16 protein-coding genes are annotated in these 16,518 nt (G+C 50.5%); 2 read left to right on the forward strand and 14 right to left on the reverse strand.

Annotation, left to right across the window (positions count from 1 at the left end):
- Positions 1-110 precede the first annotated feature (110 nt).
- The 9 genes from BMW55_RS02830 to BMW55_RS02870 form a co-directional block, all read right to left on the reverse strand.
- Positions 111-935 (reverse strand): nicotianamine synthase family protein, encoded by an 825-nt coding sequence (locus tag BMW55_RS02830; RefSeq protein ID WP_089965142.1) that lies wholly within the window; start codon positions 933-935, stop codon positions 111-113.
- Positions 932-2,275, reverse strand: a complete 1,344-nt coding sequence (locus BMW55_RS02835; protein WP_089965144.1) for an MATE family efflux transporter — start codon at positions 2,273-2,275, stop codon at positions 932-934. The genes BMW55_RS02830 and BMW55_RS02835 overlap by 4 nt, the downstream gene beginning before the upstream one ends.
- A 44-nt stretch (positions 2,276-2,319) precedes the next feature.
- On the reverse strand, positions 2,320-3,087 hold the full coding sequence (locus tag BMW55_RS02840; protein WP_089965146.1) for an ABC transporter ATP-binding protein: 768 nt from the start codon (positions 3,085-3,087) through the stop codon (positions 2,320-2,322).
- Entirely contained in the window at positions 2,996-4,045 is a 1,050-nt protein-coding gene (locus BMW55_RS02845) for an ABC transporter ATP-binding protein (RefSeq protein ID WP_139179421.1), read from the reverse strand. Before BMW55_RS02845 ends, BMW55_RS02840 begins: the two co-directional genes overlap by 92 nt.
- Positions 4,046-4,068: 23 nt before the next feature.
- Positions 4,069-4,911, reverse strand: a complete 843-nt coding sequence (gene nikC / locus BMW55_RS02850) for a nickel transporter permease (RefSeq protein WP_089965152.1) — start codon at positions 4,909-4,911, stop codon at positions 4,069-4,071.
- A complete protein-coding gene (nikB, locus tag BMW55_RS02855; protein ID WP_244527415.1) occupies positions 4,901-5,848 on the reverse strand; it encodes a nickel ABC transporter permease in 948 nt (315 codons plus the stop codon). The genes nikC and nikB overlap by 11 nt, the downstream gene beginning before the upstream one ends.
- On the reverse strand, positions 5,845-7,323 hold the full coding sequence (locus BMW55_RS02860; protein ID WP_170839707.1) for an ABC transporter substrate-binding protein: 1,479 nt from the start codon (positions 7,321-7,323) through the stop codon (positions 5,845-5,847). The genes nikB and BMW55_RS02860 overlap by 4 nt, the downstream gene beginning before the upstream one ends.
- A gap of 192 nt (positions 7,324-7,515) precedes the next feature.
- Entirely contained in the window at positions 7,516-8,199 is a 684-nt protein-coding gene (locus BMW55_RS02865; RefSeq protein ID WP_244527416.1) for an MOSC domain-containing protein, read from the reverse strand.
- Between the two features lie 318 nt (positions 8,200-8,517).
- Positions 8,518-8,742, reverse strand: a complete 225-nt coding sequence (locus BMW55_RS02870; protein WP_139179423.1) for a hypothetical protein — start codon at positions 8,740-8,742, stop codon at positions 8,518-8,520.
- A gap of 154 nt (positions 8,743-8,896) precedes the next feature.
- Here BMW55_RS02870 and BMW55_RS02875 point away from each other — a divergent pair, with 154 nt between their 5' ends.
- Entirely contained in the window at positions 8,897-9,208 is a 312-nt protein-coding gene (locus BMW55_RS02875) for an EthD family reductase (protein ID WP_170839708.1), read from the forward strand.
- Positions 9,209-9,294: 86 nt separating this feature from the next.
- Entirely contained in the window at positions 9,295-10,353 is a 1,059-nt protein-coding gene (locus BMW55_RS02880) for a type III polyketide synthase (RefSeq protein ID WP_089965166.1), read from the forward strand.
- Between the two features lie 369 nt (positions 10,354-10,722).
- Here the strand turns inward: BMW55_RS02880 and BMW55_RS02885 are convergent, their stop codons facing one another.
- The 5 genes from BMW55_RS02885 to BMW55_RS02905 all read right to left on the reverse strand — a co-directional run bounded on the left by BMW55_RS02885 (position 10,723) and on the right by BMW55_RS02905 (position 16,496).
- A complete protein-coding gene (locus tag BMW55_RS02885) occupies positions 10,723-10,959 on the reverse strand; it encodes a hypothetical protein (protein ID WP_089965169.1) in 237 nt (78 codons plus the stop codon).
- Between the two features lie 246 nt (positions 10,960-11,205).
- Complete coding sequence (locus BMW55_RS02890; RefSeq protein WP_089965172.1) at positions 11,206-12,492, reverse strand: adenylosuccinate synthase; 1,287 nt, start codon at positions 12,490-12,492, stop codon at positions 11,206-11,208.
- 132 nt (positions 12,493-12,624) lie between these two features.
- Complete coding sequence (gene dnaB / locus BMW55_RS02895; RefSeq protein WP_089965175.1) at positions 12,625-13,971, reverse strand: replicative DNA helicase; 1,347 nt, start codon at positions 13,969-13,971, stop codon at positions 12,625-12,627.
- Positions 13,972-14,082: 111 nt separating this feature from the next.
- The gene (gene rplI, locus BMW55_RS02900; RefSeq protein WP_089965177.1) at positions 14,083-14,529 is read right to left on the reverse strand and encodes a 50S ribosomal protein L9; all 447 of its coding nucleotides are present in this window, start codon (positions 14,527-14,529) and stop codon (positions 14,083-14,085) included.
- On the reverse strand, positions 14,526-16,496 hold the full coding sequence (locus BMW55_RS02905; RefSeq protein WP_089965180.1) for a DHH family phosphoesterase: 1,971 nt from the start codon (positions 16,494-16,496) through the stop codon (positions 14,526-14,528). The genes rplI and BMW55_RS02905 overlap by 4 nt, the downstream gene beginning before the upstream one ends.
- Positions 16,497-16,518 lie beyond the last annotated feature (22 nt).

Genomic DNA, 16,518 nt, shown 5'->3' on the forward strand with positions numbered 1-16,518 from the left:
CTTTTTTATAGCGTATCCAACTGCCAATGGCATGATTCGTGACCAGGTCCGGCAAAAAACCGGGACCCTTGGCGAAACGGATTTAGGGTCCCGGTTGACTTGAGTCGGAATTATACAGAACGGGTCAAAAACAGGGTCGTGTTGATCATATGCTGATTGGCGGTCGTTTTCGCCAACATCCTGAGGCCGGACCGGCGGATGGCATCGGCGGATACCGGATCATACAGGAGTTGGTAAACACCTTCGGATGAACGAACGGCTACGAGCACTCCGGAGCGGGTGGACAAAATCCGTTGAAGGACGGACTCTTTATTCTGAACGAGACTGGCCACGAAAACAATGGGATACGACCCGTAATCGGCCTCTTCTCCGGCCGTCTTCTCGACGCGGACAGAGTCTTGGAGATCCAGTTTCCCAATCAGTTGCCGGGACAGTGAGACCGCCTCCGCATCACTGTCCAAACAGGTGACCGGGGATTTCGTATAAATGTGAAGGAGAATGGCGCTTAACGGAAGCGGTCCGCTGCCGATCAAGGCAATGGGTTTTCCGTAAAAATCCGGCATCACCTGTTGCAGCACATTCATTTCTTCCCGAACCAGCGTGACATAGTTTTCCCAGTAGATGAACCGGATCAGCTCACCCAAACTGACCGTGTCAAACCGGCTCAACCGGGCTGCATAGTACTTTTCCATCAGACCTTCCGCCCTGCTTAACAGACGATGAAAGTGCGGCAAAACGGATCGAACCTGGTCATGATTCAAGATGGCGGATGAGTTCTTCAGCCCATGAGATTCACACACCGTTCTGACCAGGCGGCTTAACACATCATTGATGACTGCGTTGGCAGGGGAAAGATCCGATTCCCTGTTTAAAATCTCATATGTATCCAGCACCAGCTGAACAAGCGGGTGGGTGGCAATGGAAGATGCAGTCATACGGCGATCGACTCCTTTGGCGCGGAATGGGAAAATAAAGAGCGATGGAGCTTAGGCAAGTACAGATGGAGAAACAGCGAGCGTCCCAAACTGAATATGAGAAAGGCACACCACAAACCGTGATTTCCCCATCGGGGAAGAAACAGCCACAAACTGAGCAAAAACGCGATCAGTGACCAAATCATCGAATTTCGGATCGGACCCGCTTCCGTTGCTCCTGAAAACACCCCGTACAAAAGCAACCCCCAGAAGGAGCAAACCGGAAACAAAACCATCCAGACCGAAAACTCCGTTGCTGCTTCAAGAACTGCTGCATGGTTGGTAAACAAAGAGAATACGGATGGTGCGCTCAGGAAATACAACCCGGAGAGAAGGAGGGAAACGATCCAGCCCCAAAACCGGGTCAACCGGATCACTTGGTTAAAAAACAGCGGATCTCTCCGTCCGAGGGCATGCCCGGCCAGAATGCCTGAAGCATTGGCCAGTCCGTCCAGGCAATAAGCCATCAGAAAATGAATTTGAAACAAAATCGCATTGGCCGCCAATATTTCCTGTCCAAACTGTGCTCCTTGACGGGTAAACAAGGTAAAGACGGCCAGGAGACAGGCAGTCCGGATCATCAAATCCCGGTTCATGCGAAACATTTTTAAGAATGGCTTCCAGAGGAAGCATTTGCGGATGAGAAGTTTCCAGTCGGCTTGCCCTGGCCAATGACGAAGGATGAGCATGAAACCGATCAAGCATGAACTGATTTCCGCGATCAGGCTGGCCCAGGCAACACCGTCCACATTCATCCCCGCAACCCCAACCAGGATCAAGTCCAGCACGATATTGACCAGGTTCATGTAAAGTTGCAAAATCAAGCTGAGTTTCACCTTCGCCATTCCCATGAACCAACCGAGCAGAACATAGTTCATGAGCGCAAACGGCGCACCCCAGATCCGGATGTCAAAATAAGATTTCGCATATTTGGCCACTTCCGCATCCGGCTGGATATAGTGAAGGGACAGAAAGAGAATGACCGACTGGAAGAGGATAAGCCCCATCCCCATAAGTCCCGCAACCAGCAGAGGGCGAAGCAAGTGCAAACAAATCTCCCGCTGGTCCTTCGCTCCGCTGGCTTGAGCGGTAAATCCCGAAGTGCTCACACGCAAAAAGCCAAACAGCCAGTAACAGGTATTAAATATCAGCGTGGCCACCGCCACTCCGCCGATGCAGGATGGATCATTCAGCCTTCCGACTACCGCAGTATCCACGGCGCCCAACAACGGACTGCTTAACGATGAGAGGAGCAGCGGAAAAGCCAAAAGCAGATAAGCGCGATGGGTAGCTTCCTTCATGTCCACCTCCTTTTCAAAGGGATTCCTTGGGAGCATGCCCCGCTTTATCTACAACTCTCAATCAGTTGAAGAGTAGCAGCATGTCTGTCTGCATCCCACAGTTCACCACAGGGAAAGGAATCGGCCAGACGGCCTTCATGAAACGTGAGAATGCGATCACTGATCCAGTAGACAGTTTCCAACCGGTGAGAAATGAAGAGATAGGAGATTTGACATTGTTCCTGCAGATGCTTCAGCAATTGCAAAATCTGAGACTGAACGGAAAGATCGAGACTGGCTGTCGGCTCATCGCAAATGATGAGGGCCGGTTGGACGCTCACCGCCCTGGCGATGGCAACCCGCTGCTGCTGGCCGCCGCTCAATTGTCGGGGAACCCTGTCGATCAATGACGGGTGGAGCCCCACCATCTCTAGCAGCCGGCCGGCCATCGCTTTTTCGGAATGGCTCACCTCCCTTAGAAAAGGAGGCAGAGCCTCTTGGGAACGGTTTTTGAGCGGCTCCGTGATGATCTTGGAAACCGGCCAGCAGGGATTTAACGAAGAGGACGGATGCTGGAAGATCACCTGTACTTCCCGCCTCATTTGGTTGCGTGCCGCCGGGTTCATCCGGACGGATCTCCCTCTCCACAACACATCCCCCTCATCCGGAGCGATTAAGCCGAGGATCACTTTGCACAAGGTGCTCTTCCCGCTCCCGCTTTTACCGATTACCCCCACACATTCACCTTGCCGAATGGAGAAGCTGACCTGATCCAATGCCAGTTGTTTGTGATAGCTCTTTTTTAAGTTCTCCACTTGAAGCAGAGTGCTCATGAGGCAAACCTCCTTGATGGATCACATGGCACGAGACTTCATGTGTGTCGGTCATCCGGTGAGGGGAGGGACGTTCGCGGTCACAAGAAGCAACGGCATACGGGCAACGAAGCGCAAAAGAGCATCCCCGTTCTGAAATTTGCGCCGGATCGCCGGGAATGAAAGACAAAGGCCGCTTCTCGGGAACCAGCCGGAGAATGGACCCAAACAGCAATCGACTGTACGGGTGGACAAAAGCCGGTTCACTTCCCGAAAGGCGAAGCTGTTCCATCATTTGGCCCCCGTACATGACCGACACCGTATCCGCGCACCGGCTAACCGTATGCAGATCATGGGTAATCCAGAGAACGGCGCAACCGGTTTGCTTCTGAATGTTCCGGATCAGCGAGATCATTTTTTTGGAGGTGCTGGCATCCAGTGAAGCCGTCGCCTCATCTGCGATGAGAAGAGGAGGCCGGTGGATGACCGCCATCGCAATCGCCACCCGCTGAAGCTGCCCGCCGCTTAATTCAAAGGGATACTTGTCCAATACTGCCTGCGGAGACAACTCTGCTTGTTCCAAAACTTCCACAATCCTTGCGTCGGCTTCTTTTTTGTTCCCGCCTCCACTAAACCGGAAAACTTCTTTCAATTGCGTTCCCACACGGACCGAAGGGGTGAGGCTGTTGGCGTAATCCTGGAAAATCATGCCAACATGACGTCCGCAAAAGCGGCGGCGTTCGCGTTTACTCAGCTTGCCCAGATCCGTCTGCTCAATGAAGACGGTTCCCGTACTCTCTAATTCCTGCGGCAACATCCCCATCACCGCCGCTGCCGTTACACTTTTGCCGCTGCCACTTTCACCGACAAGCGCTCTCCATTCGCCGGGCTGTACCGTAAAAGAAACGTTTTGCAGCAGGGTTCTTTCCGCAGACCGAACGGTAAGTTCTCTAACTTCAAGCACGGGAAGCTTCGACAAAACATTCCCCTCCTCCACTGGTTTCACAGTTTTTCCAAGCCCGTTTTTTTGCTCCCCCAACGGTCGCTTAACGCGTCCCCCACCAGATTGAAACCCCACACCAACAGGAAGATCGCCAGACCGGGAACCACCATCAGCCGCGGAAATGTTTGAAAATAGGTTCTTCCTTCACTTAGCAGGGCTCCCCATTCCGGTGTGGGCGGCTGGACACCCAGACCCATGTATGAGAATGCGGAAATCATGAGGATCACCTTCCCCATGTCGATGGTGCTGAGCGCAAGCACGTGCCTTTGCACCTGAGGCAACAGATGTGAAAAAAGAATGGTGCGGAGCCTGGTTCCCGAGGCACGGGCATACAGGATGTACTCTTTCTTTTTCTCCACGAGAACGATCGAACGGACCAGCCGTGCATAATGAATCCACTTGACCACGATCATCGCCAGGCAAATATTCAAGATACCGGGACCCAGCAACCCGGTGATGGCCAGGGCAATCAACACGTCCGGAAAAGCAAGGGTGGAATCGATGATCCGCATGAACAGCGCATCTGCCCTGCCGCCCAAATAACCGCTGACCAGTCCCGCCGCAACCCCCAGGATCACGGAAACACTCATGATGAGAAGGGCACAGCCCAGGGTCCAGCCGGCCCCCGCCCACACGCGCGACAACAGATCCCTGCCCAGATGATCCGTTCCCAGCCAATGCGCTTCATTCGGCGGCAATAACCGTTGATGAAGCTCTACTTGCGCAGGATCGTGCGGGAGCCACACCCAGCTCACTCCGACGAAGAGGAGAAAGAACGAGATGAGCGCCAGACCGATAAATAATTGCCAGCGGACAGAGAAACCGGGCCGCTTACATTTCATACCCATCCCTTCCTTCCCGAGCGCGGGGATCGAATGCCCCGGCTAACAGCTCCATTACCGTATGGATGATAAACACAAACACAACGGCTGTCATGATATACCCCTGGATGACCGGAAAGTCCCTCCTGAGGATGGCATCGACGACCATCTTGCCCAGCCCCGGCCGGGAAAAGAGAATCTCCACCACGATCGTGCCGGCAAACAAACTGCCGATGCTGATACTGAGCAGAGACAGAATGGGAATGCAGCTCTCTTTCAGGACATGGCGCCAAAAAATGATCCAAGGAGGGAGTCCGCGGGCATAAGCGGCTTGAATATAGTCCCGGCTTAATGTCTCCAGGAGGCTGGCCCGGAACATCCTGGCGTACACGGCTGCCATAGCCAGACCCAAAGTGAGGGAAGGAAGAATCAGATGTTCCGGGCCCCCGTTTCCCTGACTGGGAAGCAGATTCCACTCATAAGCCAACACGTGAATCAGCAACAGCCCCAGCCAAAAGCTGGGAACGGATGCACCCGCCAATGAGAACAAACGGCTCAGATGATCCCACACGCTTCCGCGAAAATACGCCCCCAGGACGCCCAGCGGAAATGCCAGCAAGATCATAAAGAGAATCCCGCCGGCCATCAGGGAGAAAGTCGCCGGCGCTCGCTCCAGAATCATGTCGGCAACCGGCTGTTTCAGGATGAGGGAGTGGCCAAAGTCCAGATGAACCATCCGCTTCATCCAGTTCAGGTATTGAATCCACACGGGTTGATGCAATTGAAGTTCCTGCCGCAGGGATTCCACCTGCTCTCCGGTCACAGCCACGTCCTCCACACGGAGCACGGCTCTCACCGGATCTCCCGGAGCCAGACGCATTACGGCAAAAGAAACAAACGAGAGAATGAGCAATGTAACGAGCAGTTGGATCAGGCGGCGGATCAGAAACAAGATCATCGTCTCACATCCATTTGGTGAGTCAGGATGTAATATTCGGTTCTCGATGGTTTCCAGCTTGTAATGTGTTTGCCGTAAGCCACCGTCGTATGCGGATGAATCATGTATAACTGCAATGCTTCATCCTTGATGATCTGAACGATCTCGCCTGCGAGGGATTGGCGTTGCTTCTCATCCAGCGTTTGATTAAACATGCGGATCTTTTCCGTCAAAGCCGGATGATCGATTTTTCCGTAATTCAAAGCCCCCTCCGGCAGAAAAGAAGAATTGAAGAAGTACCCGGCATCCCCGCGCGGAGCGGTCAAACTGCTGTACATGGCCAGATCCCAATCGGTTTGTTGGGACAAATACTCGTCGATATTGTCGACCGTCCGGATTTGCACTTGAATGCCCTGTTTCCTGGCTTCCTGCTGCAAAACCTGAGCCATCAACGGGAGTTCCGGTCTTCCGGGGTAGGTAATCAACGTCAGTTTGAGGGGATGCTGATGCTTCTTCATCACCTCTGCCAATACGGGCACGGAATCTTTGCCGTCATTTACAGAAGAGGCATTGGCAAAAGGCAACGAAGAATGAAACGGACCCCGGCTGATTTCGGCGGTTCCGTGGAAGAGGGTCTTCACCATTTCCTCTCTGGGAATCAGCGCGTCTACGCTTTTCCTTGCCTCAAGATCCCGGAAGAGAGGCTTTCTCATGTTAAATATCAGATAGTGGTTTCGCATCCCGCTCGTGGAGACGAGCCGCAGTTCCGGGTTGTTTTTTAAAGCAGCAATCATCTCCGCCGGAATGTGATAAGCAATGTCCGCTTCTTTGGATTGCAAAGCCAGGGTTCGCGCGTTGCCGTCCGAGTTGAACCGGATCACGGCTGAATCCAGTTTGGGAGAACCTCCCCAATACCGGTCGTATTTTTGAACTTCCACCTGCGTATCAGGCGTAAAGGAAGCTAATTGAAAAGGCCCTGTTCCCACGATTCCGTTTCCTTGGGCGATTTTTACGACAGCCGTAGACGGATGGACGAGCTCATAAGGCAAAGAAGGATGAACCTCAGCCGTCCGGATGGTAAGCTCCTGACCGTTGGCCTCGATGGACTTGATCTTCAGTGCCGCCTGGATCGCCTTGCTGCTCTCCATCGCCCGGACGAGGGATGATTTCACGTCTTTTGCCTTCAGGAGACTTCCATCATGGAACCGCACGTTTTCCCGGATCTTGAATTTCCAGGTATGGGAATCGATATTCTCCCAATGGGTCGCGAGAGCCGGCTCCAATTGCAACTGATCATTCAACTTGACCAGTGTCTCCCCGATCCCGGCCCGAACGGCCATATTGTTTTTATCCACTACGGGGTCCAATCGGCTGCTGGGGAAATTAAACAGGAGGTTGACGTTCTTTTGGGTCTCAGCCTGATTCCCCGAGCATCCAGCCAGCAGCAAAACCACCGCTAACAGAAGAATAAAATAAGAAATGATCCGGTTTTTCATATCCACTCTCCTTATTTTAGTCCTATCACACATCAGATAAATAGTAATCATTACGATTTTACCATATAAGTATAATAAGAAAACTTCAGAAAGTAAACAGGTCATGTGTGATCCGGATCGGAACACCATTTTTGCCAACGGCTCTATCAGATCAGAAAGCCGATCAGAATACAAAAAAGACGATAGCTTGAGCTACCGCCTTTCACTGTCTGATTCGCTTGGTTCCAACTTCTCCAATCTGTTCGCCAACAGCTCCCGCCATACGGGGGCCAGTTCCTTTACGGCTAAAATTTTCTTGATCCCCTCCGCATCTCCTTTCCTGTGAAAGAAGATTTGATTGGCGAAGAGGACGGAGACTTGCCGGGGATGCCGCTCGAGCAGCCGGATCGGTGAATCTTTCCGCACCGTTCCTTCCCGGAGCACCCGGCAGAAAAAACCGGTATATCCTTCTTCGATAATTCTGGTCAGCAGGGTGGGGATTCCGTTTCTTTTGGAAATGGTATCACACGGGATTCTTCCCTGTGACACTTGCACCACTGCGTCGCCCACCTGGTAGATGTCCCCGATGCATACATCGCGTTCCAGCATACGGGTGACGGTCAGGTTTTCCCCGAATGCGGCAGAAGGCAACCGCACTTGAAATTCCTGCTCCCAATACGAATAATGCTCATGCGAATAGACACAAACAGCCCGCTCCGGCCCGCCGTGAAACGCCCGGTTGGCAACTCCGTCACCGTGAAATCCTTCCCTGGACAGAAACACTTCGTCCACGGCCTGTTTGCAGATTCCTGTGGTCAATTCCTTGTGGTCGCCGGTCTTAATCGTTTGCGGCAACCCGATGCTCAGGGATACTAATCGGATCTGATCGCTTTGCACGGACTGACCTCCTGTTCCTGAAAAATCCGATTTGATGATCATATGTACGCACTTCTGTCCTAGTTCTGCCGATTCGCCCGTTAACCGTGATTGATCCGTATTTCCTGCACGGCAAGCCCCTTAACCCGTCTCGGGAAAAATAAAAAGACGATAGCGATTGCAACCGTCTTATGGGCACGATCATCAGAATGTCCTCCTTTTTCGTCATACCCTTTCCTTGAAATACAGATTGGAGTAATTGATGTAGCTTTCCTCGTCGTTTAACAGGAGGCACACCCATGCAGGGCTTCCAGATCGTTGGTTTCGTTTGAATGAAGCTCATTGGCCTTCGTAAAAAAGCCGAACCTCCTCAGATCTGGAGGCGGATAAACAACTTTTGGCCATGAGCAATACTTGAGTGTATTTTACCATTTCATTTTCCTTTTTCGCCATTCTTTCGGCTCTTTCCAATATTTCGTTGGCCAGCGTGTACTCTTTTTTCTCAAAATAAACCTTTCCCAGGTTTAAGTATGCTTCAAGAATCAACCGATGTCGTCGCTTCATTTTATGGATCCGTGGTCCTGTAAATTTATTGAAACTTTCAATATAGATTTTGCTGTATATGAATACTATCATGACAATACACTATGAAGATTATAAAAAATAGGCAATATATATGTTATTATGAAAGAAAAACGTGATGGAGTAGATGATAAAGATGTTTAAAATGATCGCTCTATACAAAGAAATGGATGATCCGAGTTTTGAGGACTTCTACAGGAATGAATTTTTGCCCAAACTTCTCAGGGTTCCTGGTGTAGTTAAAGTGAGGGTCAATCGTTTGGTCTCCACTGGAATATCATCAGAGAAGTACGCGTTACTGGCTGAAACTTATTACGAAAGTGCGGAGGCAATGGAAGCTGCGATGAAAAGACCTGAAGCAGCCGAGATCACAAAGATGATATTAGAAAAAGCAGCAGGTTCTATATCAATTTATTTCGCTCCAGATGAGGAAGTATATACGAAATAAATTCACTCCGTTTATAGAATTGTTTTAGCATTTGATTTGTAATGTTTTACACTTAATTAAATAAAACTTCTCCGGGGGAATCTAAAATGCCAGTAATTGCTTCCGTTGCAACCTCTGTCCCGTCTCTAATTTATACTCAAGAGCACGCGAAGCAGTTTGCCAAGGATTTTTTTGCTGAAGCCCTTCAGAAAAAGCTGAACAGACTCTTACCTGTATTTGAAAACAGTCGAATCGATCAGCGATACTTAATTGTTCCGCTTGAATGGCACTACCGTCGTCCAAACTTTAAAGATCGGAATGCATTGTTTCTGGATAATTTCGTCAAACTTGGGAAAGAGTCTATCACAAATTGTTTGCAGCAAGTCAAGATGAGACCCGAGGAAATCGACCATATTCTTTTCGTCACTACTACAGGCATAGTTCCACAAGGTTTTATCGCTCATTTTTATGCCGAGGTGGGATTAAGGCCCGATTGCCGTTCTTCGATGATCTGGGGACAGGGGTGTGCAGGTGGAGCAGGTGCGGTAGCCAGAGCGGCTGATATCGCTCGTGCTTATCCAGAAGGTAAGATTCTTGTGTATTGCATGGAGTCATCCAGCTTAATCTACTCCCTGGCTGAAGATTTGTCCTCAGAACACCTTATTCAAGTCAGTTTGTTTGGTGATGGAGCAGCTGCTGTACTGGTTGTCGGTGACTCTGTCGCAATTGACGGTCCTCACATTCTTTCCTCAAAAACATCCTTCGTCCCTGATACAGCGGAATTGGTTCGTTTTCAGGCGGGAATCCATGGAATCGAAGGATTCATTTCCAGACAACTTCCCTCTGCGGTTTATGAAAATATCGAAGAACTGGTAAGTGGTTTTTTATCCGAACAAGGACTATCAGTTCGAGATGTCCAACACCTTATCGTCCATCCAGGTGGACGAAAGATATTAGAAGCCATAGAAGAACGTTTGCAACTTTCATCCGATCAACTGGTACATTCGTGGGAAGTTTTACGGACTCATGGAAATACCCTCTCCAGTAGTGTGCTATTTGTTTTAGAGAGGGAGATGGCGGATCAACATGGGTCAGGAGAGTTGGGACTCATGGTGGCACTTGGTCCAGGGCTTGCTTGCGAGCAAGTGTTGTTACAGTGGAACTAGGATCTCCTTTCAATGATATAGAAATAACCACACCTTCCACTTATTTATTGCATCAAGGGGAATTTATCCCCTTGTTTTATTAATCAAAAGCCAAAAATACAGGATATGATCATGGAAAGTACTTACAAGTCACTTACCAAATGAAGTGAAATTCCTTGATCCATAAAAAATCGTGACTCTTTCAAGATGTGAACCCTAAAAGGACCGTGAAAATACTTTAATGGGTGATGTTCATGGTAAGTAAATTCACCCGCGATATTGAAGACCATTTATGAAAGACCATATATGATGCAAAGACAGGATGGTCAGTTATCATAAAAAATCCAATACAGTCAGCCGTAAAAAATGGGGAATGAAAGCTGAATGCGTTCATTCCCCGATATTTTCCTCAAACCATAATTGCAATTCTTTCAGCGTGTTAAAACTGAAGATTTCTTCCCCGTTTTGCCCGTCATCGGTTCCTGCTTTTCCGCGTAAAGTGATCCGCCCTTCTTGCGGTGAGACGAGGACCGCATACGGGTGGTGAAGATGGATATATCGTGAATCCTGGTCGGGATCGAACCAGTTTTTGCTGTGCAAAAACGCGTGCACTTGTGATGTGTCCAAGCGATCAGCTCCTCCGCCTGTTCCCTGTTAAAACTCTTTCAACAAATAGGATGGATTTCCGATCCTTCCGCTATTCAAGCAAAAATATTGCCATCCTTTTTTACCACAACACAGATTTCTGTTTTCATCTAAGGAAAGAAATACGTATGAGTAACTTCTCTGCTTTATAAATGCATTCCGCAAAAAAAGGGTACGTGCACAAAAAACCAGCATCCGCATTCACCTGCGGATGCTGGTTGGGTTTGGTCATGCATACACCGGGCGCACCTGGATCGTTTGGTCACGGTCCGGCCCGACGGAGAAGATGGCAAGCGGGATCCCCGTCAAATGGGTGACCCGTTCGACATAATGCTGGGCTTCGATGGGCAGGTCGTGCAGGCTGCGCACGCCGGTAATATCTTCTTTCCAGCCCGGCAATTCTTCATAGACGGGCTTGCACTTGGCCAGTACTTCCAGGCTGGCCGGATAGTTTTCGATGATTTTTCCCTCGCATTCATAGGCGGTACAGATTTTGATCGGATCGAGACCGGTGAGCACGTCCAGGGAGTTCAGGGACAGGCCGGTGATTCCGCTCACACGGCGGGCATGGCGCACAACCACGCTGTCAAACCAGCCGACACGGCGCGGGCGGCCCGTGGTGGTTCCGTACTCCCGTCCCACTTCGCGAATTCGGTCGCCGATCTCATTGTGAAGCTCCGTGGGGAATGGGCCGTCGCCGACACGGGTGGTGTAGGCTTTGGCTACTCCGACCACATGATGTATCTTGGTCGGGCCGACTCCGGAACCGATACACACGCCCCCGGCCACCGGATTGGAAGAGGTGACGAACGGATAAGTCCCCTGGTCGATGTCCAGCATCACGCCTTGCGCTCCCTCAAACAGGACCCGGCGCCCCTGGTCAATCGCGTCATTCAGGACAACGGAGGTATCCGTAACATAAGGGCGGATTCTTTCCGCACATTGCATGTAAGTCTCGTAAATCTCTTCAAAGGTAAACCCTTCTGTTTGATACAGCTTTTCCAGCAAACGGTTTTTTTCCTCCAGATTGCGCTTCAATTTCTCGGCAAATTGGTCCGGAAAGAGCAAATCACCGACACGGATTCCGACCCGGGCGGCTTTATCCATGTAGGCAGGGCCGATCCCTTTACCGGTCGTTCCGATCTTGCCGCTGCCTTTGCGGGTTTCTTCGGCCTTATCCAGCTTGATATGATAAGGCATGATCAGATGGGCCCGGTCCGAAATGCGCAAGTTATCCGTGGAAATGCCATGTTCGTGGAGATAGTCCAATTCCTGGACTAAAGCTTCCGGATTAATCACCATTCCGTTGCCAAGAACGCAGACTTTATCCCGATAGAAAATTCCCGACGGAATCATGTGCAGCTTATAGCGCGTTCCCCCAAACACAATGGTGTGTCCGGCGTTATTTCCCCCTTGGTAACGCGCGACGACTTCCGCTTTCTCGGCAAGAAAATCGGTAATTTTCCCCTTGCCTTCGTCTCCCCACTGAGTACCCACTACAACCACCGTGGACATCGATTCATCCTCCTCACAGCGGCGGCTTTCACCGTTTTTCCGAACATTAAATTTGACACATCATTTATTTTAGCAATAAAAACTAGGAAGAGTCAATAAAAATACGAACATTAAACCGATGATACGGTTATTTTATTCGTGAAAATCTTTGTGTTTCATTTCCAGGCTCAAAAATTTATTGTAGTTCTTCAGGAATAAGAGTTCCACTTTTCCTACGGGACCATTCCTCTGCTTTCCGATAATGAGCTCGGCGATGTTCTTTTTTTCGGAATCCTCGTTGTAATAGTCATCCCGATAGAGAAAGGCTACGAGATCGGCATCTTGCTCAATCGATCCCGATTCCCTCAAATCCGACAGCATGGGCCGCTTATCCTGCCGCTGTTCTACTGCGCGGGAGAGCTGGGACAGCGCGATCACGGGAACGTCCAGTTCGCGCGCCATCAATTTGAGCGACCGTGAAATCTCGGAAATTTCCTGTTGACGGCTTTCTCCCCCGCGGCCGGAAATCAATTGGAGGTAGTCGATCACGACCAGTCCCAGCCCGTGTTCGGCTTGCAGACGGCGCAATTTCGCGCGAATGTCGTAAACGGTGACCCCCGGCGTGTCATCGATAAAAATCGGTGCTTCGCTCAACGTACTGATCGCCATCGTGAGCTTTTCCCAATCTTCCTCATTCAGGTTTCCCGTGCGAAACGCCTGGGCATCGATATTTCCTTCTGCGGCCAGCATTCTCATCACCATCTGAGCGGCCGACATCTCCAGGTTGAAGATGGCCACCGTTTTCCCGGCACGCACGGCCACATTTTGCGCTACGTTTAAGGCGAAAGCCGTTTTGCCCATACTGGGACGGGCAGCCAGAATAATCAAGTCAGATCCTTTAAATCCGGAAGTCATGCGGTCCAGATCGACGAAACCGGAGGGAATTCCGTTTATCCCGCTTTTATTGAAGTGAAGGGCTTCGATCTGCTCATATGACTCGATCAATACATCGCGAATGGGAATAAACCCTCCACGGATCCTGCGCTGGGAGATTTCCAATATTCTCTTTTCCGCTTCATTTAAAACTTGGGTGACTTCCTCACCACCCGTATACCCGGCAGCGGCAATCTGGGTGGCAGTCCTGATCAAGCGGCGGAGAATCGCTTTTTCTTCCACTATTTTTGCGTAATAATCCACATTGGCCGCGGTGGGCACGACACTGGCCAACTCGGTGAGATAGGGGACTCCCCCCACCTCTTCCAGCAGCTTTCTGTCTTGCAGCTCCGATGTCAGGGTGACTAAGTCGACCGGTTCCCCTTTTTCGGCCAGATCATTGATGACTTGAAACAGCCGCTGATGAGCTTGCCGGTAAAAATCTTCAGCTTTGAGGCGTTCATTGACGGAGATCAAAACCGATGGTTCAAGCAAAATAGCTCCGAGAACAGCCTGCTCTGCTTCGTGGTTGTGCGGTGGAAGGCGATCTGCAAAAAGATCACTCATCAGTCCAAACCCTCCAATCCCAACAAAAAAGCACTCCACCTCGGGTGGAGTCCATGGGTTCATGATTCGGGAAAACAAACAACGCAAATCGGGCGAAGACCGATGAACTCTTTACTCTTCAACCACCTGGACAGACAGAGTGGCGGTAACTTCCGGGTGAAGTTTCACCGGTACTTTGGTCACGCCCAGGGAGCGGATCGGTTCATCCAACTGGATTTTTTTCTTATCCACATCCAGCTGGAATTTTTTCTTGAGCTCCTGGCTGATTTGTTTGGAAGTGATGGAGCCGAACACACGGCCGCCCTCTCCCGCCTTGGCAGACAGAGTCACGGTGATCTCACTCAGCTTTTGCCCCAGTTGCTTCGCTTTTTCAAGCTCTTCCGCTTTTTGTTTCTGCTCTTTTCTTTGCTGTGCTTTTAACGTGTTCATGTTCCCTTCGGTGGCGGGAATCGCCAATTTGCGCGGAATGAGAAAGTTGCGCGCGTATCCTTCAGAGACTTCTTTGACTTCTCCTTTTTTGCCGGTTCCTTTTACATCTTGCAGAAAGATGACTTTCATTCCCCTGAACCCCCACTCTCCATCGTTTCTTTTAATACTTCCAACAAGCGTTCCCTTGATTCTTTGATGGTCGTATTTTTGAGCTGGCATGCGGCATTGGTGAGATGCCCGCCGCCGCCCAGTTCTTCCATGATCAGCTGGACGTTTAAGTCTCCCAGCGATCTTGCGCTGATGGCTACCAGGCCGTCTTCCCGCTTCCCGATGACAAACGAGGCCGCTACTCCCTGCATGTTCAAAAGCGTATCAGCCGCCTGGGCGATTAACAGCTGATCGTAGGTATCCTCTTCGCTGGCGACAGCCACGGCGATGTTTCCGTATAAAAGCTCTGTGTTTTTGATGATGTCCGCCCGTTTCAGGTATTGGGACAGATCTTCTTTTAACAGCGATTGAACCATCATCAGGTCGGCACCGTGTCGGCGGAGGAATGAGGCGGCTTCAAAGGTCCGCGAACCCGCCCGGAAAGCGAAGTTTTTGGTATCGACGACAATTCCGGCCAACAGAGCGGTCGCTTCCAGTGTATCCATGGCCAGCCGGCCCTCCTGATACTGCAAGAGTTCCGTAACCAACTCGCTGGTCGATGAAGCGTAAGGCTCCAGATAAACCAGCACAGGGTCCTTGACAAAATCTTCACCGCGGCGGTGATGGTCGATAACCACGATTCTTTCCGCCACTTCCAGCAAACGGGGTTCAATGGTGAGAGACGGTTTATGAGTATCGACCAAAATGAGCAATGTATCCGGTTCATTGGCCCACTGCCAGGCCCTTTCCGGGGAAATGACATGATCGCTTAAGTAATCATGTTCTCTCACGGCTGCCATCAGTCTTTCGATGGAAGGGTTTTCCTCATCCAGCACGATGTACGCCTCACAATCATTGAAGAGGGCAAACTTGACAACCCCGATCGCCGCTCCCAACGCATCCATATCCGGTTGAGTGTGGCCCATCACCAGCACCCGTTCGCTGTCCCGAATCAGATTGCTCATCGCATGGGAAATCACGCGGGCACGGACCCGGGTCCGCTTCTCCACCGCATTGGTTTTTCCGCCGAAAAAGACCAGGCGCTCCCCACTCTGAACGGCAGCCTGATCCCCGCCGCGTGCCAATGCGATATCCAGCGCAGCCTGGGCATTTTGCGACCGTTCAACCATTGTTTTCCCCACGCTGGCAATACCGATGCTTAAAGTGATGGGAATTTTATAGTGACGGGTCATTTCCCGCACGACATCCAAGATGTCAAATTTTGATTTCATCATCCGTTCCAGGGATTGGTACTGCGTGACAAAAAACATTTTATCCGTATCAATGCGCTTTAAGGTGACATTGTACTCCAGGGCCCATTTGGAAATGGCGCTGGTCAGATTGGATAAAAGCTCGGTGCTTTCCTGGTCTGACAAACCTTGTCCGGCCTCATCGAAGTTATCCATATGCAGAAAACCGAGTACGGTTTGTTCATCCCGGTATTTTTTTTGCAGTTCATCCAAGCGGGAAACATCGCGAAAAAAATAAAGGCGCTCATTGGGCTGATGGATCACTTCATACGATTTGGAACCCATATGAAAGCGAAAGGGCTCTTCATGCTCCGCCTTCATTTTTTTCAATTCCGGGAATACATCGTCGACCGAAACTCCAACCAGACGCTCCCGTCCGCTCATCTTCTGCACAAAAGGGTTATGCCACTCCACCATCCTGTTGCGGTCATAAAGAAGGATACCGACAGGCAACTGATCCAGGGCGGATTGATTCGCATTTTTTACCCGGTGGGTCAAAGTCAGAATATATTCCGTGAAATCCTTGCGAAACGCTCGTTCGGCACGGTATAAAACAAAGGCCAGAACCGCAAACAGCACAAAGCCCGCGATCCCGTATACCCATCGATAAGTAGAGAGCAAAGCGATCAAAAACAAACAAAAACACATAGCAAAAACCATGTGATATCCGTGCCAACGCTGGATCACAAATTTTGGCATCGTTCTATCCCCTCAAAACTGC

The organism is Lihuaxuella thermophila, assembly GCF_900110165.1.
In the GTDB taxonomy this organism is placed as follows: domain Bacteria; phylum Bacillota; class Bacilli; order Thermoactinomycetales; family Thermoactinomycetaceae; genus Lihuaxuella; species Lihuaxuella thermophila.